Origin of the sequence: Gryllotalpicola protaetiae (assembly GCF_003627055.1) — a bacterium.
GTDB classification, from domain to species: Bacteria; Actinomycetota; Actinomycetes; order Actinomycetales; family Microbacteriaceae; genus Gryllotalpicola; species Gryllotalpicola protaetiae.
This window is the reverse complement of record NZ_CP032624.1, coordinates 2,423,504-2,448,132: the sequence shown is the minus strand read 5'-3', so window position 1 is coordinate 2,448,132 and position 24,629 is coordinate 2,423,504. Positions and strand designations below refer to the sequence as shown.

At 68.6% G+C, this 24,629-nt stretch carries 23 protein-coding genes; 9 read left to right on the top strand and 14 right to left on the bottom strand.

Annotation, left to right across the window (positions count from 1 at the left end):
* Nucleotides 1–74 precede the first annotated feature (74 nt).
* Entirely contained in the window at nt 75–890 is an 816-nt protein-coding gene (locus tag D7I44_RS11950) for an SGNH/GDSL hydrolase family protein (protein WP_120789702.1), read from the top strand.
* A 4-nt stretch (nt 891–894) separates the two neighbouring features.
* On the opposite strand, the gene D7I44_RS11945 is transcribed toward D7I44_RS11950, so the two are convergent.
* The 4 genes from D7I44_RS11945 to fgd form a co-directional block, all read right to left on the bottom strand.
* On the bottom strand, nt 895–1,155 hold the full coding sequence (locus D7I44_RS11945; RefSeq protein ID WP_120789701.1) for a hypothetical protein: 261 nt from the start codon (nt 1,153–1,155) through the stop codon (nt 895–897).
* A gap of 198 nt (nt 1,156–1,353) precedes the next feature.
* Nucleotides 1,354–2,703: a glycosyltransferase gene (locus D7I44_RS11940; RefSeq protein ID WP_120789700.1), complete on the bottom strand. Its 1,350-nt coding sequence runs from the start codon at nt 2,701–2,703 to the stop codon at nt 1,354–1,356.
* Nucleotides 2,700–4,013: a non-hydrolyzing UDP-N-acetylglucosamine 2-epimerase gene (wecB, locus tag D7I44_RS11935; RefSeq protein ID WP_120789699.1), complete on the bottom strand. Its 1,314-nt coding sequence runs from the start codon at nt 4,011–4,013 to the stop codon at nt 2,700–2,702. The genes D7I44_RS11940 and wecB overlap by 4 nt, the downstream gene beginning before the upstream one ends.
* Before the next feature lie 250 nt (nt 4,014–4,263).
* Nucleotides 4,264–5,280, bottom strand: a complete 1,017-nt coding sequence (gene fgd, locus D7I44_RS11930) for a glucose-6-phosphate dehydrogenase (coenzyme-F420) (protein ID WP_120789698.1) — start codon at nt 5,278–5,280, stop codon at nt 4,264–4,266.
* A 529-nt stretch (nt 5,281–5,809) separates the two neighbouring features.
* On the opposite strand from fgd, the gene D7I44_RS11925 reads away from it, so the two are divergent.
* The 4 genes from D7I44_RS11925 to D7I44_RS11910 all read left to right on the top strand — a co-directional run bounded on the left by D7I44_RS11925 (nt 5,810) and on the right by D7I44_RS11910 (nt 9,332).
* A complete protein-coding gene (locus D7I44_RS11925; protein ID WP_120789697.1) occupies nt 5,810–6,379 on the top strand; it encodes an alternate-type signal peptide domain-containing protein in 570 nt (189 codons plus the stop codon).
* A gap of 132 nt (nt 6,380–6,511) precedes the next feature.
* Nucleotides 6,512–7,114: a SipW-dependent-type signal peptide-containing protein gene (locus tag D7I44_RS11920; protein ID WP_120789696.1), complete on the top strand. Its 603-nt coding sequence runs from the start codon at nt 6,512–6,514 to the stop codon at nt 7,112–7,114.
* Complete coding sequence (locus D7I44_RS11915) at nt 7,111–8,694, top strand: hypothetical protein (protein ID WP_162940245.1); 1,584 nt, start codon at nt 7,111–7,113, stop codon at nt 8,692–8,694. Before D7I44_RS11920 ends, D7I44_RS11915 begins: the two co-directional genes overlap by 4 nt.
* Nucleotides 8,695–8,714: 20 nt before the next feature.
* Entirely contained in the window at nt 8,715–9,332 is a 618-nt protein-coding gene (locus D7I44_RS11910) for a signal peptidase I (RefSeq protein WP_162940244.1), read from the top strand.
* A gap of 13 nt (nt 9,333–9,345) precedes the next feature.
* Here D7I44_RS11910 and D7I44_RS11905 read toward each other — a convergent pair whose 3' ends face one another.
* From D7I44_RS11905 to D7I44_RS11900, 3 genes are all read right to left on the bottom strand, one after another.
* Nucleotides 9,346–10,911, bottom strand: a complete 1,566-nt coding sequence (locus D7I44_RS11905; protein WP_120789693.1) for a response regulator transcription factor — start codon at nt 10,909–10,911, stop codon at nt 9,346–9,348.
* Nucleotides 10,912–10,953: 42 nt separating this feature from the next.
* Entirely contained in the window at nt 10,954–11,112 is a 159-nt protein-coding gene (locus tag D7I44_RS18225) for a hypothetical protein (protein WP_162940243.1), read from the bottom strand.
* A gap of 178 nt (nt 11,113–11,290) precedes the next feature.
* On the bottom strand, nt 11,291–11,980 hold the full coding sequence (locus tag D7I44_RS11900) for a thymidine kinase (RefSeq protein ID WP_120789692.1): 690 nt from the start codon (nt 11,978–11,980) through the stop codon (nt 11,291–11,293).
* 142 nt (nt 11,981–12,122) lie between these two features.
* On the opposite strand from D7I44_RS11900, the gene D7I44_RS11895 reads away from it, so the two are divergent.
* Nucleotides 12,123–12,809, top strand: coding sequence for a CHAP domain-containing protein (locus D7I44_RS11895; protein WP_162940242.1), 687 nt, complete (start codon nt 12,123–12,125; stop codon nt 12,807–12,809).
* A 43-nt stretch (nt 12,810–12,852) separates the two neighbouring features.
* Nucleotides 12,853–13,419 (top strand): YbhB/YbcL family Raf kinase inhibitor-like protein, encoded by a 567-nt coding sequence (locus D7I44_RS11890; RefSeq protein ID WP_162940241.1) that lies wholly within the window; start codon nt 12,853–12,855, stop codon nt 13,417–13,419.
* Between the two features lie 58 nt (nt 13,420–13,477).
* On the opposite strand, the gene D7I44_RS11885 is transcribed toward D7I44_RS11890, so the two are convergent.
* The 5 genes from D7I44_RS11885 to D7I44_RS11865 form a co-directional block, all read right to left on the bottom strand.
* Nucleotides 13,478–14,626 carry an Rv2578c family radical SAM protein gene (locus D7I44_RS11885; RefSeq protein ID WP_120789689.1) on the bottom strand — a complete coding sequence of 383 codons (1,149 nt, stop codon included), beginning with the start codon at nt 14,624–14,626 and terminating at the stop codon, nt 13,478–13,480.
* Nucleotides 14,627–14,688: 62 nt separating this feature from the next.
* Entirely contained in the window at nt 14,689–15,465 is a 777-nt protein-coding gene (locus D7I44_RS11880) for an SDR family NAD(P)-dependent oxidoreductase (RefSeq protein ID WP_120789688.1), read from the bottom strand.
* A gap of 64 nt (nt 15,466–15,529) precedes the next feature.
* Nucleotides 15,530–16,948: a malate dehydrogenase (quinone) gene (gene mqo / locus D7I44_RS11875; protein WP_245980311.1), complete on the bottom strand. Its 1,419-nt coding sequence runs from the start codon at nt 16,946–16,948 to the stop codon at nt 15,530–15,532.
* 61 nt (nt 16,949–17,009) lie between these two features.
* Nucleotides 17,010–18,071 (bottom strand): aspartate-semialdehyde dehydrogenase, encoded by a 1,062-nt coding sequence (locus D7I44_RS11870; protein WP_120789686.1) that lies wholly within the window; start codon nt 18,069–18,071, stop codon nt 17,010–17,012.
* A gap of 4 nt (nt 18,072–18,075) precedes the next feature.
* The gene (locus D7I44_RS11865) at nt 18,076–19,380 is read right to left on the bottom strand and encodes an aspartate kinase (RefSeq protein ID WP_120789685.1); all 1,305 of its coding nucleotides are present in this window, start codon (nt 19,378–19,380) and stop codon (nt 18,076–18,078) included.
* Nucleotides 19,381–19,477: 97 nt separating this feature from the next.
* On the opposite strand from D7I44_RS11865, the gene D7I44_RS11860 reads away from it, so the two are divergent.
* Both D7I44_RS11860 and D7I44_RS11855 read left to right on the top strand, forming a co-directional pair.
* Nucleotides 19,478–20,572 carry an NAD(P)/FAD-dependent oxidoreductase gene (locus tag D7I44_RS11860; RefSeq protein ID WP_120789684.1) on the top strand — a complete coding sequence of 365 codons (1,095 nt, stop codon included), beginning with the start codon at nt 19,478–19,480 and terminating at the stop codon, nt 20,570–20,572.
* A 360-nt stretch (nt 20,573–20,932) separates the two neighbouring features.
* Entirely contained in the window at nt 20,933–21,388 is a 456-nt protein-coding gene (locus tag D7I44_RS11855; RefSeq protein WP_120789683.1) for a hypothetical protein, read from the top strand.
* 20 nt (nt 21,389–21,408) lie between these two features.
* Here D7I44_RS11855 and recR read toward each other — a convergent pair whose 3' ends face one another.
* Together recR and D7I44_RS11845 are read right to left on the bottom strand one after the other, a co-directional pair.
* On the bottom strand, nt 21,409–22,008 hold the full coding sequence (gene recR, locus D7I44_RS11850; protein ID WP_120789682.1) for a recombination mediator RecR: 600 nt from the start codon (nt 22,006–22,008) through the stop codon (nt 21,409–21,411).
* The gene (locus tag D7I44_RS11845; protein ID WP_120789681.1) at nt 22,008–24,551 is read right to left on the bottom strand and encodes a DNA polymerase III subunit gamma and tau; all 2,544 of its coding nucleotides are present in this window, start codon (nt 24,549–24,551) and stop codon (nt 22,008–22,010) included. The genes recR and D7I44_RS11845 overlap by 1 nt, the downstream gene beginning before the upstream one ends.
* Nucleotides 24,552–24,629 lie beyond the last annotated feature (78 nt).

Genomic DNA, 24,629 nt, shown 5'->3' with positions numbered 1-24,629 from the left:
GCCGCCGCGCGGCCCCTACAAATGGGGCCACGTACACCCGCCGCCCGCACCGGGCTCGCTCATAGGGTCGATAAGTGCCCCGGAACCCTCAACGCCCCGTCGGCGGTACCGGTGTACTCACCTACGTCGGCGTCGCCGTGTTGCTCGTCGCCGCGGTCGCTGTCGCCGTCTTCGCGCTCACCAAGAACAGCGGCGGCAACCTGTCGGCCGTGGCCGCCGGCTACACGCCGCCGACGCTGTCGTCGGCTGAGAGCACCCCCGCGGTCGCACCGTCGACGAGCCCGGCCGCCACGGCGTCGAGCCCCGCGCCGACACGCTCTGCTCCGGCATCCGATCACCCTGCCCGCGTCGTCTTCGTCGGCGACGGCTATGCGCACTCCGACGACGCCACCGACGCCGCACACGGCTTCCCCGCCCTCGTCGGCGCCGCCGAGGGGTGGAAGGTCGACGTGGTCTCGTGCGCCCTCGCCGGCTATGTCGCCAAAGGGTCGTGCGGAACGAACTACGCCGGGCTCATTCCTCAGATCGTCGCCGCTTCGCCCGACATCGTCATCGTGACCGGCGGCCGCAACGACGTGCCCAGCGCCGCTTCCACGGCCGCCGCCGCGACTGACTTCTTCACGCAGCTCGCCGCCGCAGTGCCCGCGGCGACCGTCTATGCGGTCTCGCCCGTCTGGGACAGCAGCCACGGTCAGGCAGCGCTCGGCGTCGTGCAGCAGGCCGTGCAGACCGCGGCGAGGGCGCACGGCGCGAGCTATCTCGACATCGGCGAACCGCTGCGCGACCACCCGGAGTTCATCACCGCCGGCAGCGTTCTGCCGAACGACGCCGGCTACGCCGCATTGGCGGCGGCGATCGAGAAGGCGCTGCCTCCTCCGAGCGCCGGCTGACGCGTCACCTCTCGACCGGCATCCGATCTTCGCCCAGATAGCGGGAGATCGTGACCTGCACCGTACGGAAGCGATGGCGGACGCGGACCATCACTCCCCCGCGCTGGCGCACCAGTGCGCACGCCTCCGGGCTCAGGCGCAGCGAGCTGTCCCACACGGGCTGCCAGCCGCGCATCGTGTAGTACTCGACGATCTTCGGCTGCGCCGCCGCATTGCCGAAGTGCCGCTTCGCATATCGCTGCGCCGCGGAATCGTCCGTCGCCATCGTGGCCCTCCCGGCATCCGTTCACTCAGGTTGCTGAGGTGCGAGCGGCCGTTTGACGGACTGTGTGGAGGACCGGAAGCGGCCGATGTCTTCATCGACCGCAGCCGTTCCAGTCTCGTTCGCCGCGCGCGTCGACCACAATCCGACTCAGCGAAGTCATAAACGCCCCACTTCGGGGCACGGCGCACAGCGCACGGGCTACGCGATCGCCTCGCGCGCGGTCTTCGTCCAGCTCGTCACACCGCACAGCTGCCGGATCAGCGCGTGGAACAGCGTCGGCACCAGCAGCCACGTGTAGATCGGGTACAGCACGGCCCCCACGACGATGCCCCACAGCACGCCGACGACGCCGCGGCGCCGTGCGCCCGCGACGATCGCGGCCGGCAAGACGGCGGCGATCGACGGCGTGAAGACGACGAGCGCGATGAGAAGACGCGCCGCCAGTGGGCTCTCGTGCTCGATGAGCGTGTAACCGAAATCGAAGACGAGGTCGGCGGCCACCAACAGCTGCACGATCGGGGTGAGCAGGTAGAGCAACGCGTCCAGCCGGGCATAGAGGGCGTGCGGCATCCGTCGCACCGAGGCGGACAGGCCGATCGCCTGCCATGCGCCCTGGGCCCATCGCGTGCGCTGCCGGTAGAGGCGCCGCAGCGACGACAGACCCTGCTGCTCGACGGTCACCCGGTTCTCGTGGATGCTGCGCCACCCGTGCTGCACGAGCCGCACGCCGAGATCCTGATCTTCGGTGAGGCGGTCGCGCCACGGGCCCGCGCCGGTCGCGACCTGCTCGAGTGCGGCCAGGCGATTGAACTGGCCGTTCCCGCCCATGTTCGCCGACCCCCAGCTGCTGCGCCCGGCCTGGACGACGTGACCGAAGATCCCGAACTCCAGATCTTGAGCACAGGCGAGCGGATGCTTGCGGTTGTAGATCCTGACGAGAACCTGCGCCCCGCCGACGGTCACGTCGGCGAAGCGCGTCGCGAGCACGCGCGGGGCGGCGGGGTCGAGCCTTCCGTCTGCGTCGACGACGCCGACGATGACGTGCGCCGTGTCGAACGCCGCGAACTCGGGCTCGGCCAGCACGGTGTCGCGCACGTGGAAATATGCCGCGTTGAGGGCGGCGGCCTTGCCGCGGCGCGCATTCGGCGCACGACGGGTCAGCACGCGCAGACCCGGCACGTTCATGCCCGCGAGGATGTCGCCCGTGCGGTCGTCGGAACCGTCGTCGATGACGACGATGACGCGATGCGCCACATCGACCTGCTCAAGTCGCGACACGCTGTCGCGGATCGTCACCTCTTCGTTGAGCGCGGGCACGAGGAACACCCAGAGGAAGTCATCGGCGGTGGGGCCGGGGTTGGCGTTGGGCGTGCCTGCACCCGTCGCGGCGCGCCGCCTGCGATGCCGCAGCGCGTGCCGCGCAGCAGAGACGCCGATCGCGATCGCCTGCACGAACATCAGCGTGACCAGCGCATAGATCGCCCAGAACGTCACGGCGACCCAGATCGGTGCGTCGCCGGTGACATCCCACCACGGAAACGGACTCACGCCGCATGCCTCGTGCCGTCTGCCCGGCCGACGCTGCGAAGCACCCGGCCGCGGTCGAGGGTCAGCTGGAACGGCTGCGGCAGCTCGGTTCCGAACACGATGTGCTCGCTGGCGAGGGCGATGCGCTCGGCAGCATGACCGTCGCCATACGGGTTCGCGCGGGTGCTGCGGTACCTGTACTCGTCAGCATCGTCGAGCAGGCGCCGCACGGCGGCGACGATCCGCGCGGCATCCGTGCCCACCAATTCGAGCGTGCCCGCATCGATGCCCTCGGTGCGCTCGGTGGTCTCACGCGTGACGATCACCGGCACGCCGAGCGCCGGCGCTTCCTCCTGGATTCCGCCCGAGTCGGTGACGACCACCGTGGCGCGGCCGAGCAGGCGCGCGAACTGCGCGTATTCGAGCGGTTCGGTGAGGAGGACATTGGGGATGCCTGCGAGGATCTCGCTGAGCGTCGCCCGCACGCTCGGGTTCGGGTGCAGGGGAACGACGATGCGGGCATGCGGATAGAGCTCGGCGAGCTCACGGACACCGGTGGCGATGCTGCGCAGGCCGTCGCCCCAGCTCTCGCGCCGGTGGGCGGTCACGACGACGATCGGCCCGGTCGCGGTGGCGTCGAGCTCCTCAAGACGCGGGTCGGAGTACGGAGTGCGCAGCGCCGCGACGGACAGCAGCGCGTCGATCGCGGTATTGCCCGTGACGAAGATGCGCGACATCGGGACACCCTCGCGGACGAGGTTCTCGAAGTTCACCGCCGTCGGCGCGAAGTGCGCCGTCGCGATGCGGGCGATCAGCTGACGGTTGAGCTCTTCGGGGAACGGGGAGAGGGTGTCGCCGGTGCGCAGACCCGCCTCGACGTGACCGATCGGGATGTGGGACTGAAAACAGGCGAGCGCCGCGGCGGCCGCGCTCGTGGTGTCGCCGTGGACCAGCGCAGCCACGGGAAAATCCGGGTGACCCGGCTCGCTCGGGAAGGTCGTGCGCAGGTAGTCGTCCATGCATTTCGTCACGTGGGCGAACATCGCGTTGAGCGTGCGACCGGTTGCGAGCTCGGGGAACTCGACGTCAGGGCGGATGCCACCGAGCGCGAGCACCTCACGCACCAGCCCCGCGTGCTGGCCGGTCGAGACCACGACGACGCGAGAGCGGCGGCGCTCGCGGAACGCCGTGATGACGGGAAGCATCTTGATCGCTTCGGGCCGGGTCCCCACGATGAACAGCACGACGGGGCCGAGGGCGCCCCAGCGGGCGGCGTTCTCGAACTCGGTGTCGAGGTGCCGGGCGGCGGTGTGGTCGAGTGCGGGAAGCATGGGGCCCCCAATGGGTATGCGTGTGCCGGGCAGGCACGAATCGGGCGAAGAAGAGACGCCACGCGGGTGTGGGCCGAGTCGGGTCGCGGCGCCCTCTTTAATTGAGACATACTCCGCTCGCCAGAGGCGTCGGTCTTTCGTCCCAAACCGCCGTTCTTGCAGCCGGCATCGGGGAACTAATCAGGAGGCGTTCAGACTTCGGGTGTCTCAGCCTTCCCCGTTGGTCGCGTATGGGGCCACCTGTGACCGTTCAGAGAGCGCGCAGGAGCGGCGCGAGGTCTTCTTCGAACTGGGTCAGGAAGCGGCGCTGGTCGTGGCCGGGGGCGTGGAAGACGAGGTGGGTGAAGCCCCAGTCGACGTACTGCTTGATGTCTGAGACGACCTTCTCGGGGTCGCTGCCCACGATCCAGCGCTGCGCGACCTGCTCGATCGGCAAGGCATCCGCCGCCTTCTCCATCTCGACCGGGTCCTTGATGTCGTGCTTCTGCTCTTTGCTGAGCGACAGCGGGGCCCAGAAGCGCGTGTTCTCGAGCGCCAGTTCGGCGTCGCGGTCGTAGCTCAGCTTGATCTCGATGGTGTGATCGATGGCGGATGCCTGCCTGTTCGCCGCCTCTGCGCCTTCGGCAACCGCCGGCACAAGCTCGTCTTCATAGAGAGCCCGGCCCTTGCCGCTGGTGCAGATGAAACCGTCGGCGGCGCGGCCCACGTAGCGGGCCACCGTCGGGCCGCCGGCCGCGATGTACACCGGGATCGGCGCCTCGGGCTTGTCGTAGATGCTCGCGTCGTGGGTCGAGTAGTACTCCCCCTCGAAGCTCACGCGCTCGCCGTTCCACAGCGCGCGGATCAGGCGGACTGATTCCCGCAGGCGCGCGAACCGTTCCTTGAAGTCGGGCCAGCCCTGCTCGCCGGCGCCCTGCCAGCCGGTCGCCACCTCGTTGAGCGCCTCGCCGGTGCCGACACCGAGGATGATGCGGCCCGGGTAGAGGACGCCGAGGCTGCCGAACGCCTGCGCGATCACCGCCGGGTTGTATCGGTAGTGCGGGGTCATCACGCTCGTGCCGAGGGTGATCGTGCTGGTGCGCTCGCCGGCCGCGGCCAGCCAAGTCAGCGCGAAGGGGGCATGACCGCCCTCGTGCCGCCACGGCTGGAAGTGATCGGAGATGAACGCACTCTCCATGCCGTGCGCCTCAGCCTCGACGGTGAGCTCAACCAGTTCGCGCGCACCGAACTGCTCAGCAGATGCCTTGTAACCCAGCTTCAGAGTCATATCGATTCGAGCCTACGCTCGGGAGGCCGCAACGTGGAGGGCAGTGTGTGGCGCGGCGCTGGGTTGTGGGGCAGACGCTGGCCGCAGGTCGCGGCCGGGGGCTCTCACAAAAGCGGCAACTCTGCTCAATATGGCCCCGGAAACGCCACAGCGGCGCCCGCGGCGCCAACATTTCCGCTTTTGTGCACGGCGATCACCCCGCCGGATCGATGCATTCGTCGTTGCGATTAGTGAACCGGTTCAGTTGCCGGGGCTCGAGGTCGTCACGCGAGCAGGGGTAATTTCCGGCTCGCCGGGATTAGTGACGGGATTATTTCGTGCAACCAGGGCAGACCGATCAGTCTCGCGCTGAGATTCTTTCGGAAGTCGCGCAGCACTCACGCAACCCGAACGCACGAGTGCACCGGACCTGGGCCACCCGAAGGCCCGGGTACGCGCGCGGCGGGACCCGACCCAATACTCCGCGGCCAGACCGCTGCGCTTTCGCGCGCTCGGACGCGGATTCCGAACAGGAAAGCACACCCGAACCATGAACAAGCTCATCAAGGGCGCCGTCGCGGGCGCCGCAGGTATCGCTCTGCTCCTCGGCGGGGCGGGCACCTTCGCCGCGTGGAACAGCAGCAAAACCGCAACACCGGGGACCGGCGTTCAGACCGGCCACCTCTCCATCGACGCTGCGACGGCCGACGGCTGGTACAGCGACAGCTCATTGACCAGCGGGGTCGACACCGCCAACTTCCATGCTGTCCCGGGCGACACCCTCTACTACAAGGCGACCGCGACGATCGCCGCGACCGGCGACAACCTCGCTGCGAAGATCGGCGTCGATCCCACCACGCTCGGAGCGACCCTCGGGAACAAGGGCGCCACCGGCACTGTGACCGCCTCCGTCCTTAAGGTCACCGGAACCGGCATCACCGATGACAACGGGGTCTACTCGTTCGATGCGACCGGCAGCGACATCATTGCCACCGTGGTCATCGAGGTGGACTTCCCGTTCGGCGATGACACCGAGAACACGCTTGCAGACGGCCAGGGGGCCAGCATCAGCCTCAACCCGATTGACATCACGCTGACGCAGATCGAGAAGACCGCCTAGCGATATGGCCCACCCGAACCGAATACGGCTCCGCGGTATTCGGTTCGGGTAGCGCACTCGGTACTACCTGGTGCCGGACCGAGATTCCGGTCCGGCACCCCTTCTCTTTTCAAATCGTCATCAGGACGGGCGATGGCAGTAAAGCAAAGCGATGCAGGCGCACGACGTACCCGCCGCCGCCTGCTGCCGACCCTTTGGTTCATTGCACTGGTCTCGACCGGCATAATCGTCGGGTTCGCTGGCACTGGTGGCACTTATGCAGCCTGGAATTCCTCGGCGACCGTTTCGGGCGCGACGATCACAACCGGCTCGACGACCATCGTGGTGGGCAAAGGCGCAAACCCGACCTTCGCGTCAAGCTACGCCCTTGGACCAGTCTCAAACGCGATCGGCCCCGGCGACACCGCCGCATCCTCATTCACGGTGAAGAACACCGGAACAACACCGGTCACCTTGAGTGCGACGATCACTCTTTCAACGCAGGCGAACGACCTGACCAACGCGCTGTCAGCCGGCGTGGTCGCGGTGCCCACCGAGGCGAGCTGTTCGAGCGCTTCGGGGACCGCGAACACTCCGCTCGCCTCGCCTGCCCCCATCGACATCACGCATGTGGCCGCGGGGGCGACACAGAGCCTCTGCCTGCTGCTCACTCTGCCGGCGACGGCGCCGAACGCGGCCCAGGGCCAAACGGCCCCTTTCACTTTGACCCTCACCGGAACGCAGGCAGCATCATGATCCGACTGCGTCGACGCGTCATGATCGCGGCCGCCGCCGCGATGGTGGCCGCGCTCGTCGGTGTGGCGAGCAGCGCCGTCGCCCAATGGACGAGCGGCGACACCGTGAACGCCAGCATCAGCGCCGGCAACGTCGGATTGACGCTGAGCGGATTCGACAAGCTCTCTGCAAACTACTCATCCAGCGGCATCCTCACCTCGTCGGCACAGGTCACCGTGCACAACTCGTCGACCCTGCCGCTGCGCACCCTCACGGCGTCGACGGCGATTCCCGGCGGCAACGGCTCGCAGACCCTCGCGTCCAAGGTCTCCGTGAAAATATGGCCAGGGTCCTGTGCCAGCATGCCGTCGACGGGAGTGATCTCCGCGACGTGGGCGACAATGCCCAACTGGCTCGCCAACCAGAGTGCGCTCGCAGCAGCGGCCGACGCGAGCTACTGCATTCAGTCCAGCATCTCGGCCACTGACGCCAACAGCAATCCGAGCCTGACGCTCTCCCCAGTCGTGACCGTCACGGGAAACGATTACAACTTCTCGACCGGCGCGGTTGCGGCCGCGAGCTTCACGCTGGCCACTCTTGCATCCACCGATCCGCAGACGGTGACGCCAGGGCAAGTCGGCGTCTCATTGCCGTCTGGGTCGAACCTCTCGGACGTGAGCATCACGATGCCGCAGAAGGACCCCGATTGGGGAACCACGGCGACGACGAACATCGATTCGACGACCGGAACGATCAAGAATCAGCAATACACCTGCATGGTCATCACCGTCACCGGGCAGACCACTGCGAGCGGCGACTGGAGCTTCCAGCTCGACAACTCGGTCGCCCCGTTCAACAGAACCGCTCTGACCGACGCAATGTTCGCACAATCGAGCTACCAGACCGCGAGGATTCTCGCGAAGCCGCAATCCGGCGTCGGCGTCTACACGATCGGCGGGATCCACAAGGGCTCAGCGACCACCTTCAACCAGCAGGTGTGGAACGACGCCAAAGGCTCCGACGGCTTCAACAGCTATGTGTGGAACACGCCCATCCCAGCGCCACCCCCAGGCCAGCCGCCACTGACCACGCAGGTGCACCTCTGCCTCAACATTGGCAACACCCCCCAGTCGCTCAATCCCGGCGCAGGTACCTTCTCGGTCGCCCAGCCTGTTCTGGCCGGGTGCCCTGACCAGAATGCCGACCCTACGAAGGACCTGACGCAGAACCCGGCAATGCCCGCTGGCAGCGGCCTGCTCACCTCATCCATCCCTGCGGGCGGCAACGGCGCAGTGGTGTGCCTCTACGTGAAGCTCACGGGTCTGTATCCCCACTTCTACATCGGCTACTCGTTCTCCATCGACTGGAAAGGCCTGCTCGCAAACAGCGGACTGAGCAGTGCCCAACAACAATCACTGGCGAGCGCAAGCGCCTACAACTGGAAGGCGTACGGCTCCGACTTGTCGACCGACCAGGCCCCGGCGACCCTGGGCTCGGATGGAACTCTGAACTGGTCGATCGCACAGCAGCACACGCCGCTCGAGATCACGAACGGGATGACGGTGGTGCTCACCGCCAGAATCCCCCTGCCGGCACCATGAGCGTGCGAGAGGACGACCGCATGACCATCGTCACAGCATCGGTCGAGGTCACAACGAACGACGCCACTACGCCCGCCGCAAAGCGCGGCGGATTCTGGCGCGCGCTCGGGACCGGGATCAGCGCCGGCATCCTTGCCATCATCATCGGCATCGCCGCCGTGACCGTCATCATTCCGCACGCGACAGGAGCGACTCCGCTCACCGTGCTGACCGGGTCAATGCGGCCTCATCTGCCGCCGGGCACACTGCTCGTCGTGCGGCCGGTGAAGCCGGCGGACATCCGTATCGGCGACGTCGTCACGTATGAGCCGAACCCAAACGACGCATCCACCGTCATCTCGCACCGCGTGATCGCGATCACCTCGGGCACTGACGGCAGCCGCGTGTTCACCGTCAAGGGCGACGCGAACAACACGGCCGACGCGCCCGTGCAGTCGAAGCAGGTGGTTGCGAAGCTCTGGTACTCGGTTCCGCTCATGGGGTGGGTGAACTCGGCGGTCAGCGGCGTGCACCGCGGCTGGATGATTCCCGCCGCCGCCGCCCTGCTGATCGGGTATGCCCTGTGGAACGTTGTGTCCGGCCTCATCGACCGCAGGCGCAAGCGGGCGAAGGAACGCCAGAGCGCGGAATCCGCCTAGCCCTCGCCGAAACCTAGATCAGCCCGCGGTCGCGAGCGAGCGTGACCGCCTGCTCGCGGCCGTCGACCCCGAGCTTGCGGTAGATCGCCTGGTTGTGCACCTTCAAGGTGTTCACCGACAGGTGCAGACGCGCCGCCACCTCGGCCAGCGACCCGCCGTACGCGAGCTCGCGCAGCACGCTGAGCTCGCGGGGCGACAGCTTCACCGCGGTGCGCCGCGCCGGCGCGAACATCAGCGGCATGCGGGCCATCCCGTCGAGCTGAGGATCGCTGAGCCGCTCGCCCGCGAGCTGCAGCAGCTGCGCGAAGTCGGCATGCGGAATCACGACGAGCGACGAGACGAGCGAGTTGTCGATGGCGAGAAGGCAGGCGTCCGTGAACGCTGACACCGCGGTCGTCGTCTCGCCGGCCTGCAGTGCCACGGCCGCCTTCACGAGCAGGGCGGGAATCAGCTGGCGGGGCCACTTCGGGTACTCCGAGATGACGGTGTCTGCGTCGCGCTGCGCCAGCGCGTCGTTGCCGACGGCGAGCTCGGCCGCCGCCCGCACGCCGAGCGCCCAGGCCCCTCGCTCGACGCCCTGAAGCTGGGTGAGCAGATCGATCGAGCGGTCGGGCCGGTCGGCGTACAGGTGGACGAGGGCCTCGATGTAGCCGAACGTCGTGACGTTGTGGTTGCCCTCGACGAACAGCTGAGAATCCGACGCCTGCGCGCGCTGAAGCTCGGACAGCAGCACCGTGGTGCTCGAGCGCCCCGCCGAGAGTCGAAAGATCGCCGTCTGCGCGAGGGCGATCAGGCGGTGCTCGTCGACCGACCCGTCCGGCCGCTGCGCCAGCATCTCGAGCGCCGCGTCGGGCTGAAGTCGGTCGGCCAGGCGCACCGCCGCCGCGATCATGTCGGTGCGGCGCCACGCCTGTGACGAGCGACTCGACGCCACCAGCGCCTGTGCGCGCTCGACCCACCGGTCTGCGTGGACGCCACCGCCGCCGAGCGTGTGGATCCAGGCGATCTCGCCCGCGGCATCCGCCGCAGCTCGCGTGTTCTCGAACGCGATCCCGAGCTCGTAGGCGCGCTCGAGCGTGCTGAGAGCCTCGGTCTCGAGCACCGCGAACTCGAACGACAGCCCCCACTGCAGGTAGCCGTCGGCCAAGCGATGCTGCACCGCGTCGCGCTCCGGCTCACGCGCCTCGGCGAGCCGCTCGAGAGCAGTGCGCGCAAGCTGCACCGCCTCTCCAAAGCGGCCGGCGGTGCGCGCCGCGATGCCGCGCGTGGTGAGCGTCAGCAACGTGTCTGCGAGGGAGCGCGGGGGGTGGGGCAGCGCCGTCTCGACGTAGGCGCCGGGGCGCAGCGACGAATCGAGCATGACGAAGCCGAGGTACCGGCGAATGCGATCCCACGCCGGTCGGCTCGCGAGCTCAGCGGGTGACAGCTGATCGGCGACCGCGCGCAGCACGGCCACATTGTTGCTGATGAGCACCGGCCAGTTGGCCTCGGCGATGTCGACGGCGTCGTCGTGCCGGTTCTCAGACAATGCGAGATAGATCAGCGACGCGACCCGGTCGTGTTCTTCACGCTCTGTCACCTTGACGCCCTCCTTGGCGACAAAGGATAACCGGCGGCGGTATCAGCCAGCCGATTCCTCGATGCCCTTGTACCGTTCGCCGCCGACGAGTTCGACCCAGCGCGCATAGTCGTGGTCCCGCCCGATCGGGCACGCGCACGACACTTCGATGCGCTGACCGTCTCGGCCGAGGTATACCTCCACATGTTTTTTGAACGGCATGGGGCTCCTGGAACTGGCGGGGTGAACGGGCGGTGTACCGCCCGGTCTATTCAGCCAAACCCTCCCCTGGCCGGTCAATACCGGAAATGCGCCCAGTTCAGGGGTTTTGCTCGAAATCGCTCACCCAGAAGTGGGGCTGTCGGCCAGGCATCCGGTCGATCGTCTATAGAATGCGCTCCTACATGAAGTCGGCATCGGGCGCGTCGGCGTACGCCGGCGCCGCGCCACCCGGCCAGTGCCGGCGACCGTTGTTGAGCGTGCCATGCGACTCCTGCAGATAGCAGAGACCGCAGAGCGATTCATAGGTGACGGATGCCTGCAGCTGGGCGCCCTCGTCGATGGCGACCTGTGCCCCGTCGAACACGTACTCGCCGTCGATGACGCGCGCGTTGAAGATCGCCTTGCGGCCGCACCGGCAGATCGTCTTCAACTCCTCGATCGCATGCGCGACCTCGAGCAGGCGCCGGCTGCCCGGGAACGCCACCGTCTGGAAGTCGGTGCGGATGCCGTACGCGAGCACCGGCACATCCTCAAGCAGCGCGATGCGCAGCAGGTCGTCGATCTGCGCCTCCGTGAAGAACTGAGCCTCGTCGATGAGGAGCGCGCTCACGTCGCGGCCACGCGTGTTGAGGATATGGCTGCGGTGCTGCTGGAAGGTCAGGTAGATGTCGGCACTCGAATCGACGGTGAAATCGACCGTGCGCGTGAGGCCCAGGCGGCTGACGACCTGGTCGTCGCCCTTGGTGTCGAGGGCGGGCTTCGCGATCAGGACGTTGTGGCCCCGCTCCTCATAGTTGAACGCCGCCTGGAGCAGCGCAGTGCTCTTGCCGCTGTTCATCGCCCCATAGCGGAAATACAGTTTGGCCATTCGTTCATCGTATGGCGGGCAGTAAAGATGCGCCGCGAACACCCCGACACGGGGGTACGCGAAAGTCGAGCAATCGTCGTATATTCACGCCATGGCCCCGCGCCACACTGAAGTCCTCCACCCCGGACGACGCGAACTGAGCTTGTCAGCGCTGAGAAGCCCGGCTCGCGCCGTCGTGATCGCGTTCGCCGCGTGCGTCGCGGCGTTCTTCGTGCAGCTCCCCGGCGCGGCATTCGCCAACGGCGGCGGTCAGACGCAGTTCCAGCCGCTCGCCGGAGTCACCGTCGGCGACCCGGCCGACCCTCCGACGCCGATGGGCGCCGCGATCGCGACGCTCGCGCTCGCGCAGCTCGGCCGCGGGCTGAACGGTCCGAACACGCTCGACGGGCGCGACTTCGCCGACAGCAGCGCACTGCCCGGCGCCTGGTGCGCGGAGTTCGCCGCGTGGACCTGGGCATCGTCGGGCGCCCCGATCGGCGGCCTCGACGGCTGGGCCGGCAGCTTCTTCGCGTACGGCGTGCAGCACGGCAGCTACCATGCCAGCGGGCCGCGCGTCGGCGATGCCGCAGTGTTCGCACTGTCGGCCCCGGTCGCCTCAGCCGCAGCCTCGGGCACCCTCGCTCAAACCCACGCCATCTCGCACGTCGGCATCGTCGTGGCGGTGTCGCCGACCGCGATCACGATCGTCAACGGCGACTGGGGCGATGGCCGCGGGGGCGCCCAGCTCGTGCGGCTCTCCGCATTCACGGCAGGCCAGTCGCATGCCGGTGACTACGCCCCCGGCATGCGACAGTACATCGCCGGGTACGTCGACCCCGTCGGCCTGTGAAGTTCAACGCGCACTACCAGCCAAGAACGGACAGACTGAGCCCATGGCTGCCAACCCCATCGGCTACGCGCTGCGCAACCGGCACGCCGGCCACCACACGCTCGTCTGGGCCCGCTCCGACGTGAACGCGCCCGAGGGCTTCGCCCTGACGAGTCCCGAGTTCGAACACGGCGGGCGGATCCCCGAGCGGTTCCGCGGCAAGATGTTCGGCCCCAACGTGTCGCCCGCTCTCGCGTGGACCGAGCCGCCCGCCGACACGATCGAGCTCGTGCTGATCGTGCAGGACCCCGATGTTCCGATGGGGAAGCCCGCGACGCATGCGCTCTCGGTCGGCATCGACCCTGCGCTCGGCGGCCTGCCCGAGGGGGCGCTCGCGAACCCCAGCCCGATTCACGGCATCGTGCACGGCAAGGGCGCATTCGGCCGTCTCGGCTGGGCCGGCCCGCTACCACCGCGCTCGCATGGGCCGCACGCCTACGTGTTCCAGTTGTTCGCCATCGATCGGCCGATGTCGCTCGCCCCGGGGTTCGCCCTCGACGATGCCCTGCACGCGATGCGCAGCCACGTCATCGCCCGCGCCCGCCTCGATGGGATCTACGAGAGCGTTTAGTGCGGATGCCGGCGCGTGGCCTCGGCCCGCGGGCTGGGGTGGCGCGTCCAAAACGGGCTCAGAACAGGGTGGGCTCAGGGGCGAGCGTTGCCGCATCCGTCTCTTCGAAGAAGACCAGGGGTCTGTGCCGCTCGCCGTCCGCGTCGATGCGGGTCGCACGACCGCGCCTTTGGATCGGCGCGCCGTCGATCGCATCGCTCGCCGCGAGCGCCGACGACTCGACGCCGCCGGTGACCAGGTCTTCACGGCCACGCGTGAGACCGTGCTTCGCGATCAGCGGCTTGATGCGGCGGGCGAGCCACTGGCGGTACTCCTTCGGGGCGTAGGTGCGGCCCTGGTACAGCTCGGCGTACTTCCCTATCAGTTCGGGGTGCTCGCGCTCGAGCCAGAAAGTGAACCACTCCTTCACGCCCGGCTTGAGGTGCAGCGCCGTGTAGAGCACGGAGTTCGCGCCCGACGCCTTCACCTGGCTGAGCGCGTAGTCGAGGTGCTCGGTCGTATCGGTGAGGAACGGCAGGATCGGCATCATGAACACGCTGCAGTCGAGCCCCGCGTTGCGCACGGCGGTGACAGTGGCGAGCCGCTCCTTCGCGCGCGGCGTGCCGGGCTCGACCGACTGCTGCAGCTCGTCGTCGTAGATCGCGATCGACATCGCGAGGTCGACAGGCACGCGCTCCGACGCCTCCTTCAGCAGCGGCAGATCGCGCCGCAGCAGCGTGCCCTTCGTCAGGATCGAGAACGGAGTCCGCGCCTCGGTCAACGCCCCGATGATCTCGGGCATCAGCTTGTAGCGCCCTTCCGCGCGCTGATACGGGTCGGTATTGGTGCCGAGGGCGACCGGATGCCTGCTCGCCTGCCACTTCGGCCGCGCGAGCTCGCGCCGCAGCACCTCGGCGACGTTGACCTTGACGATGATCTGCGAGTCGAAGTCGCGCCCCACATTGAGCTCGAGATACTTGTGCGTTGGCCTCGCGAAGCAATAGATGCAAGCATGAATGCATCCTCTATAGGGGTTGATCGTCCACGCGTAGGGCATCACCTTCGAAGCGCCCGGGACCTGGTTCAGCGCCGATTTCGCCAGGATCTCGTGGAAGACGATGCCATCGAATTCCGGCGTGCGCACTGTGCGCACCAGATTGTTCAGCTTCGCGAGGCCCGGCAGCGCCTCATCGGTCTCGACCCCGAGTTCTTGCTTCTCCCACCGCATCCACCAATTAGAACACCGATTCGATCTGTTCTCCACCTAGTTTCGAACATGTGTATAACTCGTCAGTCGGCTTCGGCGACGCCCCAGATCGGCCCCTGCAGCAGCGCAAGCGGCCCGGTGAGCGAGCCGCCGTCGACAGGCAGGGTCACCCCCGTGATCCACGACGCGTCGTCAGAGGCGAGGAACGCGATCGCCGCCGCGATGTCGGACGGCTCGCCGACGCGGCCGAGCGGGTAGAGCTTCACCATGGCATCCGCCCCACCGTCTTGGCCGGCCCAGACCCGCGTGCGCACCGTGCCGGGCGCGACCACGTTGATCCGCACCCCGGCAGGCCCCAGCTCGACGGCGAGGTTGCGCGCAAGCAGCGACAGGCCGGCCTTTGCGGCCGCATACGCCGGCTCGCCGTATGCCGCGACCCCGTTCACCGAGCTCACGAGCACGATCGCCCCGCGCGTCTCGATCAGCGCGGCACGGCACGCGCGGATGAGCCGCACCTGCGCATGCAGGTTGAGGTCGACCGTGGCCTGCCAGTGCGCCTCATCGAGCCCGTCGGCGACCGGTTGATCGCCACCGGCGACCCCTGCGAGCACATCGATGCGGCCGAAGCGCGCGCGGGCGTCGGCGACCGCACGATCGACGGATGTCGCATCGAGCACGTCGCAGCCGAAGACCGCTGCGCGGTCGGAGTCGGCGCGCCAGTCGAGCCAGTCGCGCGCGACCTCGGGCTCGCGGTCGAGAACGGCGACGAAGGCGCCCTCGTCAAGCATCCGCTCGGCCGTTGCCCTGCCGATGCCATTCGCACCGCCGCTGACGATGACGACGCGGTCCTCGAACCTCATGAAGACAAGGTACCGATGGTTTCGAGACGCGCGGCAGAGCCGTGCTCCTCAACCAGCGGGTGGGCTACTTGGGCAGCCCCAGCACGCCTGCCGTGCGCTGCATCGTGGCGCGCGCGAGCTCGGGGTCGGTGTCGAGCTGCTGGCCGAGCGTCGGGATCAGCGTCTTGAGCTCGCTCTGCCACTCCCCCGCATACTCGCTCGGGAAGCACTTCGCGAGCACGTCGAGCATGATCGACACCGCCGTCGAGGCCCCCGGCGAGGCGCCGAGCAGGCCGACGATCGTGCCGTCCTCATGCGCGATCACCTCGGTGCCGAACTGCAGCACGCCGCCCTTCTTGGCATCCTTCTTGATCACCTGCGCGCGCTGACCCGCGGTGATCAGCTCCCAGTCCCCCGGCTGCGCCGTCGGCATGAACTTGCGCAGCTCGGCGAACTTGCCCTTGCGGGTGAGCAGCAGCTGGCTGATCAGGTAGCGCAGCAAGACCAGGTTGTCTTTGGCGACGTTGAGGTACGGCCCGATGTTCGACGCCCGCAGGCCCGCGGGCAGGTCGAGCACGCTGCCGTACTTGAGGAACTTGGGGTCGGCGCCCGCGTACGGCCCGAACAGCAGCGACGCCTGCCCGTCGACCACGCGCTTGTCGAGGTGCGGCACGCTCATCGGCGGCGCGCCCGCCTCGGCCTGCGAGTACACCTTCACAGCGTGCTGACCGACGACCTCGGGGTTCGTCGTCTTGTAGAACTGGCCGGAGATCGGGAAGGTGCCGAAGCCCTTCGCCTCCGGAATCCCCGAGGCCTGCAGCACCTTGAGCGCCCAGCCGCCCGCCCCGACGAAGACGAACTTCGCGTCGATCGTGCTCGTGCGCTGCTCGACGAGCTGCCGCACCTTGACTCGCCACAGTCCGCCGCGCTTCTTCACGCCGCGCACCTCTGAGTTCAGCTTCAGCTCGGCGCCCCCCGCGACGAGGTTGTCGATGAGCCGCTTGGTGAGAGTGCCGAAGTTCACATCGGTGCCCGCGATCGACCGCGTCGCCGCGAACTGCTCGTACCTGTTGCGCCCGCGCATCAACAGCGGCGCCCAGGTCTTGACCACGTCGCGGTCCTCGCTGTACTCGAGCTCTTCGAACAGCACGTGCTTCGTCAGCGTCTCGTGCCGCATGCGCAGATACTCGATATCGCTCGGCTTGCGCACGAACGTCATGTGCGGCGCGGGATTGATGAAGTCGGATGCCTGCCCCAGCACCCCCTCTTCCACGAGCTGCGCCCAGAACTGGCGGCTCTGCTGGAACTGCTCGTTGATCTGCAAGGCCTTCGTCGGGTCGTCCGGGTGGGGCATGTAGTTGAGCTCGCACAGCGCGCTGTGGCCCGTGCCCGCGTTGTTCCACGGGTTCGAGCTCTCTTCGGCGACCGCCCCGAGGCGCTCGAGGATCACGATCGACCAGTCGGGCCTCACCCGCTTGAGGAAGGTTCCGAGGGTGGCGGACATGATGCCGCCGCCAATCAAGACCACATCAACGGGGGGTTTGTCGCTCACCCGTTCATCCTATCTAGACGGTTGCGACGGCCCTTCGCGCTGCGATCAGCTCGGCAATCTGGACCGCGTTCAACGCCGCGCCCTTGCGCAGGTTGTCGTTCGAGACGAAGAACGCGAGGCCGCGGCCCTCGGGCGCGCCCTCATCGGCGCGGATGCGGCCGACGAACGACGGGTCCTGACCGGCGGCCTGAAGCGGCGTCGGGATGTCGGAGAGAACGACGCCCGCGGCATCCGCCAGCAACTCGGTCGCACGCTCGGGGCTGAGCGGACGCTCGAATTCCGCGTTGACCGACAGCGAGTGGCCCGTGAACACCGGCACGCGCACGCAGGTGCCCGACACGAGCAGGCCCGGCAGCTCGAGGATCTTGCGGCTCTCGTTGCGCAGCTTCTTCTCTTCGTCGGTCTCGTTCAGACCGTCGTCGACGAGGTTGCCCGCGAACGGAATCACGTCGAACGCGATCGGCCGCTTGTAGATCTGCGCCTCGGGCAGCTCGACGGCCGCGCCGTCATGCACGAGCTCGAGCAGGCGATCGGATGCCACGGCCGCACGCGCCTGGGTCGCGAGCTCTTCGGCGCCCTTGAGACCGGAGCCGGAAACGGCCTGGTACGTCGAGACGATGAGGCGTCGCAGGCCGGCCTCGCGGTCGAGCACCTTGAGCACGGGCATGATCGCCATGGTCGTGCAGTTCGGGTTCGCGATGATGCCCTTCACAGCCTGGTCGAGGGCGTGCGGGTTCACCTCGGAGACGATGAGGGGAACCTCGGGGTCCATGCGCCAGGCGCTCGAGTTGTCGATGACCAACGCGCCGGCCGCGGCGAAGCGGGGCGCCGCAGCGCGCGAACCCGTGGCTCCCGCCGAGAACAGCGCGATGTCGATGCCGCTCGGGTCGGCGGTCTCGACGTCTTCGACGACGATCTGCTCGCCCTTGAACTCGAGGGTCGTGCCGGCCGAACGCGCGGTCGCGAAGAAGCGGATGCTCGCGATCGGGAAGTCCCGCTCGGCGAGAAGGCGGCGCATGACCGCGCCGACCTGACCGGTGGCGCCGACGACTGCGACGTGGAATCCGTTGCTCATGTTCTTACCTTCCGGTGCCGGCGTAGACGACGGCGGTGTCCGAGCCGTCGAGGCCGAAGGCGGTGTGCACCACGCGTGCGGCCTCGGCGAGCACGTCGGCGCGGGTGACGACGGAGATGCGGATCTCGGAGGTCGAGATCATGCCGATGTTGATGCCGGCCTCGGCCAGGGACCGGAACAGGTGGGCGGAGACGCCGGTGTTGGTGCGCATTCCCGCGCCGACCAGCGCGAGCTTGCCGATCTGGTCGTCGTACTGCAGCGACTGGAATCCGATCAGGTCCTGCTCGGCGCGCAGCGCCTGCAGTACCTTCTGCCCGTCGGCCTTCGGAAGCGTGAAGGAGATGTCGGTCAGCCCCGTCGCGGCGGCCGACACGTTCTGCACGATCATGTCGACGTTGGCGCTCTGCTTCGCGACCGTGTCGAAGATCGCCGCGGCCTTGCCGAGCACGTCGGGCACGCCGACGACGGTGATCTTGGCCTCGGTCAGATCGGTGGCGACACCGGAGATGATGGGCTCTTCCACTTTTCCGTTCTCCTGCATTTCGCGCTTGAAGCGCTCGGCGGTCTCGGCGGCGGTCTCATTGACCACCAGGGTTCCCTCGTTGTTGTTGAACGAGGATCGCACGTGCAACGTCACGCCGTGGCGGCGCGCGTATTCGACGGCGCGGATGTGCAGCACCTTCGCGCCGGCGGCGGCGAGCTCGAGCATCTCTTCGCTCGAGATCGTGTCGATCTTCTTCGCGAGCGGCACGATGCGCGGGTCAGACGTGAAGATGCCGTCGACGTCGGTGTAGATCTCGCACACGTTCGCGTTCAGCGCCGCCGCGAGCGCCACCGCCGTGGTGTCGCTGCCGCCGCGGCCGAGCGTCGTCGTGTCACCGGTCTCGGTGTTGAAGCCCTGGAACCCGGCGACGATCGCGATCGCGCCGTCGTCGAGCGCCTCGCGGATACGGCTCGGCGTCACGTCGATGATGCGCGCCGCGCCGAAGCGGTTGTCGGTGATCATGCCGGCCTGATAGCCCGTGAAGCTGCGGGCGTCGTACCCCATCGTGCCGATCGCCATCGCGAGCAGCGCCATCGAGATGCGCTCGCCGCTCGTGAGCAGGATGTCGAGCTCGCGCGGCTCTGGCATCGGCGTCACCTGGTGAGCCAGGTCGATGAGCTCGTCGGTCGAATCGCCCATCGCGCTCACGGCCACGACGACCTCGTTGCCCGCCTTGCGCGTTTCGACGATGCGCTTGGCAACGCGCTTGATACTCTCGGCATCGGCGACGGAGCTGCCGCCGAACTTCTGCACGATCAGCGCCACGGGCTCTCCTGGAGTGTTCTGGGCTCGGGTGTGATTTGGGGTTCCGTCTATTCTACGGCGGGTTTCGGGCGGGTTTCGTCAGGGCTAGCGTGACGCCATGGGCGCTTCGCGGGTCGTGGTTCTGGGGTCGGGCGTCGCGGGGGCCGCGACAGCGTTCGCTTTGGCTCGACGCGGCGCTGCCGTGACGGTCGTCGACGCCGATCTGCCGGGGCGGGCGACGGATGCCGGTGCGGGCATCATCCAGCCATGGTCCGTGTCCCGTGAGGGCGAGTTCTACCGCCTCTACGCCGACGGCGCCGCGTTCTACCCGTCGTTCATCTCGGCGCTCGCCGCGCACGGGGTCTCCGACATCGGTTATCGCCGCCCCGGAGCGCTCGTGCTCTCGGCCGACTCGGCCGAGCTCGACGAGGTCGAGGCGCGGCTGGCCGCTCGGGCGTCTGCCGTGGATGCCGATGGCGCCGAGATGGGCGAGGTGCAGCGCCTCGATCAGGGCGAGGCGCGCACGCGCTTCCCGCTGCTCGACCCGACGCATTCGGCGCTCTGGATTCCGGGCGGCGGCCGGGTCGACGGGCGGATGCTGCGGGCCGGCCTGCTCTCCGCGGTGACGAGCCTCGGCGGGGTGCTGCGCGAAGGGACCGGTGTGCTGCACGCAGCGGGCACCAGCATCCGAGTCTCTGTCGACGACGAGTTGCTCGAGGCCGACGCGATCGTGGTCGCGGCCGGCGCGTGGACGAACCTGGTGCTCGCGCCGCTCGACTTCTCGGTGCCGGTCGAGCCGCAGAAGGGGCAGATCATCCACTTCCGCGTCGACGCGGACACATCCTCGTGGCCGGTCGCGCAGCGGACGAACTCGTCGCACTACCTGCTCGCGTTCGACGGCGGCCGCATCGTCGCGGGTGCGACGCGGGAGTTCGGCAGCGGCTTCGACACGCGCGCGACGGCGTTCGGCATGCAGGAGGTGCTGAGGGCCGCGCTCGTGGCCGCGCCGGGGCTCGCGAACGCCGAGGTTCTTGAGACGCGGGTCGGGCTGCGGCCGCTGCCGCTGCCGCACGACCAGCTGCCGCGGGTGTCGCGGGTCGACTCCGGCGGCTCGGTTCCCGTCTGGGTGAACGCCGGGTTCGGGGCGGCGGGGCTCACGATGGGCCCTCTGGTCGGCGACCGGCTGGCCGCGACGATCGTCGGGGCGCTGTGAGCGCTTCCGCGCCGCCGCGCGCCGCGCGCCGCGCGTAGGCGCAGTGCACGCGTGGACGTCGCCGCACCGTGCGCCCGTACCCACCGCCCTCGCAGCGCGCGCGTAGGAACCGGCCGCAAGACGCGCGGTTGTTCCTACGTTTCAGGGAAATCCGTAGGGCCGGTCGCGCGGAATAGGGCCGGTTCCTACGCGCCAGCGGCCTGGTGGCCCGCTGCCGGCGCGACGACGACGGCGCGATCGTGACCGATCGGTGATGGCGGATGCCTGGTGCGGGCGCCGCCTGCGAGGGATGCTCTCGACATGGGCTGGACGCATCGCCCCGACTCCCAACGGCCCAAGTCTGGGCGTTTTGTACGAATCGTGATCCCGATCGTCGTCGTCTTCGCGGCCGTCTTCATCGCGGCATCCGTCACGCATTCGATCAAGACCGGCGGCGGCAACGACCCGGCCGAGAAGTGGGGTTGTGGGCTGGCGCACCCAGTGGTCTCGCCGACGCCTGCGGCCGTCGGGCAGACGATCACCATCACCTCGGGCTCAGCACATTGCGCGCGGGACCTGCCCGACGGGACGGGGTTCGAGGTCACGGTCGTGCCGGGCGATGGATCGGCCGCGAGGGTGAGCGGTACGGCATCCGTCCACCGTGACGGATCGTTCGCGATCTCGCTGACGATCCCCAACGATTTTCCCGCCGGAGAGGCGTCCGTGCTCGTGGGCGATGGTGAGTACGTGCCCTGTCATGACGCCGGCGCGGGAGGCAGCGGTGACATGCGCCTGGTCTCGTGCGCGGCAGCGGAGACACGTTTCGTCGTCGGCTGAGGTCAGCCGAACGCGGGCTTTCAGCCCACTACGACGCGACGGCCCTCGAAAGCGCGGCCGAGGGTGACCTCGTCGGCGTACTCGAGGTCGCCGCCGACCGGCAGACCCGAGGCGAGGCGGCTCACCTTGATCTCGAGCGACTTCAGCAGCCGGCTCAGGTAGGTCGCCGTCGCTTCGCCCTCGAGGTTCGGGTCTGTGGCGATGATGACCTCTTCGACGGTGCCGTCGGCGAGCCGCTGCATGAGCTGGCGGATGCGCAGGTCGTCGGGCCCGATGCCGTCGATCGGGCTGATCGCGCCGCCGAGCACGTGGTACAGCCCGCGGAACTCGCGGGTGCGCTCGATCGCGACGACGTCCTTCGCCTCTTCGACCACGCAGATCAGGTTCTGGCTTCGGCGCGGGTCGCGGCAGATCGAGCAGAGGTCCTGTTCGGAGACGTTGCCGCACTGCTCGCAGAACCGAACTTTGTCGCGCACCGCGAGCAGCGTCTCGGCGAGCTTGGTCACGTCGAACGACTCGGTCTGCAGAATGTGGAACGCGATGCGCTGGGCCGACTTCGGCCCGATGCCGGGCAGGCGGCCGAGCTCGTCGATGAGGTCCTGGACGATTCCCTCATACATCAGCGGCCCCCGTTGCCGTCAGGCAGCTGCTGCTCTTCGATGAACCGCGCGTTCAAGATCTCGCGCACGACGGCCTCGCCGTAGCGCTGCGGGCCGGGCGAGCTGTGCTCGCGAGGGTCGGTCGAGAAGCTGGGCCCCTTGCGCGGACCCGCCGCTTCCGCCTTCACCGGCGGTTGAGTGGCCGGCGCAGTCGGCGTATCGAAGGCCTTGGGCACCGGAGGGGTCTCAACACGCGCCTGCGGCGCTGCTCGGCCATCGGAGGTCGGAGCCGCGATCGGCGAAGCATCCGGGTCTTCGTCAAAGCTCGGCGCGTCGTCATCGCTCGGCGCGACCGTCGACCAGCCTTCATCATCGACGGCAGGGGCGACGGATGCCTCGGCCGTGCTCTCCTTCGGGAGGGGCGGCACCGCTTGGAGCTTCGGCCGCTCTTCGACGGCAGGGGCTTCGGCCGGCTTCGGCGCCGCAGCAGCCGAACCGCCACCGGGAATCGCGACGGTCGCCCAAGTGGTGACCGGGGTGGCATCTTTCGGCTGCGGCGGGACAGCAGTCAGCCGCGGGGTCCCGGACTCCGACTGCTGAGGAGCACCGACAGCACCCGCCTCGACGACGTCTCGCGGCGCGGCCTCTCGACGCGGCGCTTCGCTCTGCCGCGGAGCGGTCGGCGCCATGGACGTCGCAGCTGGGGCGGGTGCCGGCGCGGAAGGGGCCGGCGCCGCGGACGGCGTGACCCCGAAGCCCTCGGCCTTCAGGCTCTGCGCGAAATCCGTCGCGGTCTTCGCCACGAACTTCACCCGCACGCCCAGAATCTTCTGGATCGACTCGCGCAGCACATCGCTGACGTTCTGGGTCTGACCGGCCTGCGGGCGGAAGCTCGCGATGTCGTTCTCGCTCGGGAACGTCAGCGTCAGCACGTCGTTCTCGAACTTCCGCACCGTCGCGGTCGCGACGACGAGCCACGCCGTCGACTTCACCGCCTTGACCGCATCGAGGACCTGCGGCCAGGCATCTTTCACGAGCTGCAGGGTGACGGGCCCGACCGGCTTCGGGGCGACCTGCGGCTGCGCGTCGGGCTTCTGCGCGGCGACCGCGTGGGCTGCTGCACCTGGTGCACCGAGCGAGCCGGGCTCGCGTGGGGCGGATTCCGCCGCAGCGACGGGCGCCTCTTCATCGACGCCGGTGACCCCCGGGGTCGCCCAGCCGCCGGGTGCCGCCGACGGCCCCGGACCCCGCGCAGCGGTCGTCTCGAAACCATCGGCGGAGCCGTCCCTCGCGGGCATGGCCCGCTCGGCGCCCGCTGCGCGACGAGCCGCCGGGTCGTCGTCGCGCTGCGGCGCAGGCTCAGCGACCGGAGGTGCAGGCGCGGGGGCCTTGGTCGACGCATCCGTCACACCCACTCGCCGTTCGAGGCGCTCGACGCGTGCCATCGAACCCGCCTCGTCGGCTGTGGGAATCAGCGCGCGGGCGATCATCAGCTCGAGGTGCAGGCGCGGCGAGGTGGCGCCGGACATCTCGGTGAGCGCAGCGTTCACGATGTCGGCGATGCGTGACAGCTCGGCCGAGCCGAAGGCGCGGGCCTCGGCGCCCATGCGCTCGAGCTCGTCGGCCGGGGTGCCGCGCAGCACGGCCGCCGCCTTGTCGGGACCCGCCGCGGCGATGATGATGAGGTCGCGCAGTCGCTCGAGCAGGTCTTCCACGAAGCGGCGCGGGTCCTGCCCGGTCTGGATGACCCGGTCGATCGCCGCGAACGCCGTCGACGAGTCGCGCGCGGCCATCGCCTCGACGATCTCGTCGAGCAGCGCGGAGTGGGTGTAGCCGAGCAGCGCGACCGCCCGCTCGTAGCCGATCTCGTCGCCTTCGGAGCCCGCGATGAGCTGGTCGAGCAGCGACAGCGTGTCACGCGGCGAGCCGCCGCCCGCCCGCACCACGAGGGGAAGCACGCCGGGGGCGACGTTCATGCCCTCTTCGGCGGTGAGCTTCTGGACGTAGTCGAGCATCATCGCCGGCGGCACCAGCCGGAACGGATAGTGGTGGGTGCGCGAGCGGATCGTGCCGATGACCTTCTCGGGCTCGGTCGTCGCGAAGATGAACTTCACGTGCTCCGGCGGCTCTTCGACGATCTTGAGCAGGGCGTTGAAGCCCGCAGAGGTCACCATGTGCGCCTCGTCGAGGATGAAGATCTTGTAGCGGTCGCGGGCCGGCGCGAACACCGCGCGCTCACGGATGTCGCGCGCATCGTCGACGCCGTTGTGGCTCGCCGCGTCGATCTCGACGACGTCGAGCGAGCCCTGGCCGCCGCGGCCGAGCTCGACACAGCTCGGGCACGTTCCGCAGGGCGTGTCGGTCGGGCCCTCTGCGCAGTTCAGGCAGCGGGCGAGGATGCGGGCGCTCGTGGTCTTGCCGCAGCCGCGAGGCCCGGAGAAGAGGTACGCGTGGTTCACACGGTTCGTGCGCAGCGCCGTCATCAGCGGCTCGGTCACCTGCGACTGGCCGATCATCTCGGCGAAGGTCTCAGGCCGGTAGCGGCGATAGAGGGCGGTAACCACGACCCAATCGTAACGGCGGGGTGCGACATCGTCGGGGCTCCAGCAGGGAGTGTGGAGAGGCGCTCGCACAAGAGCGGC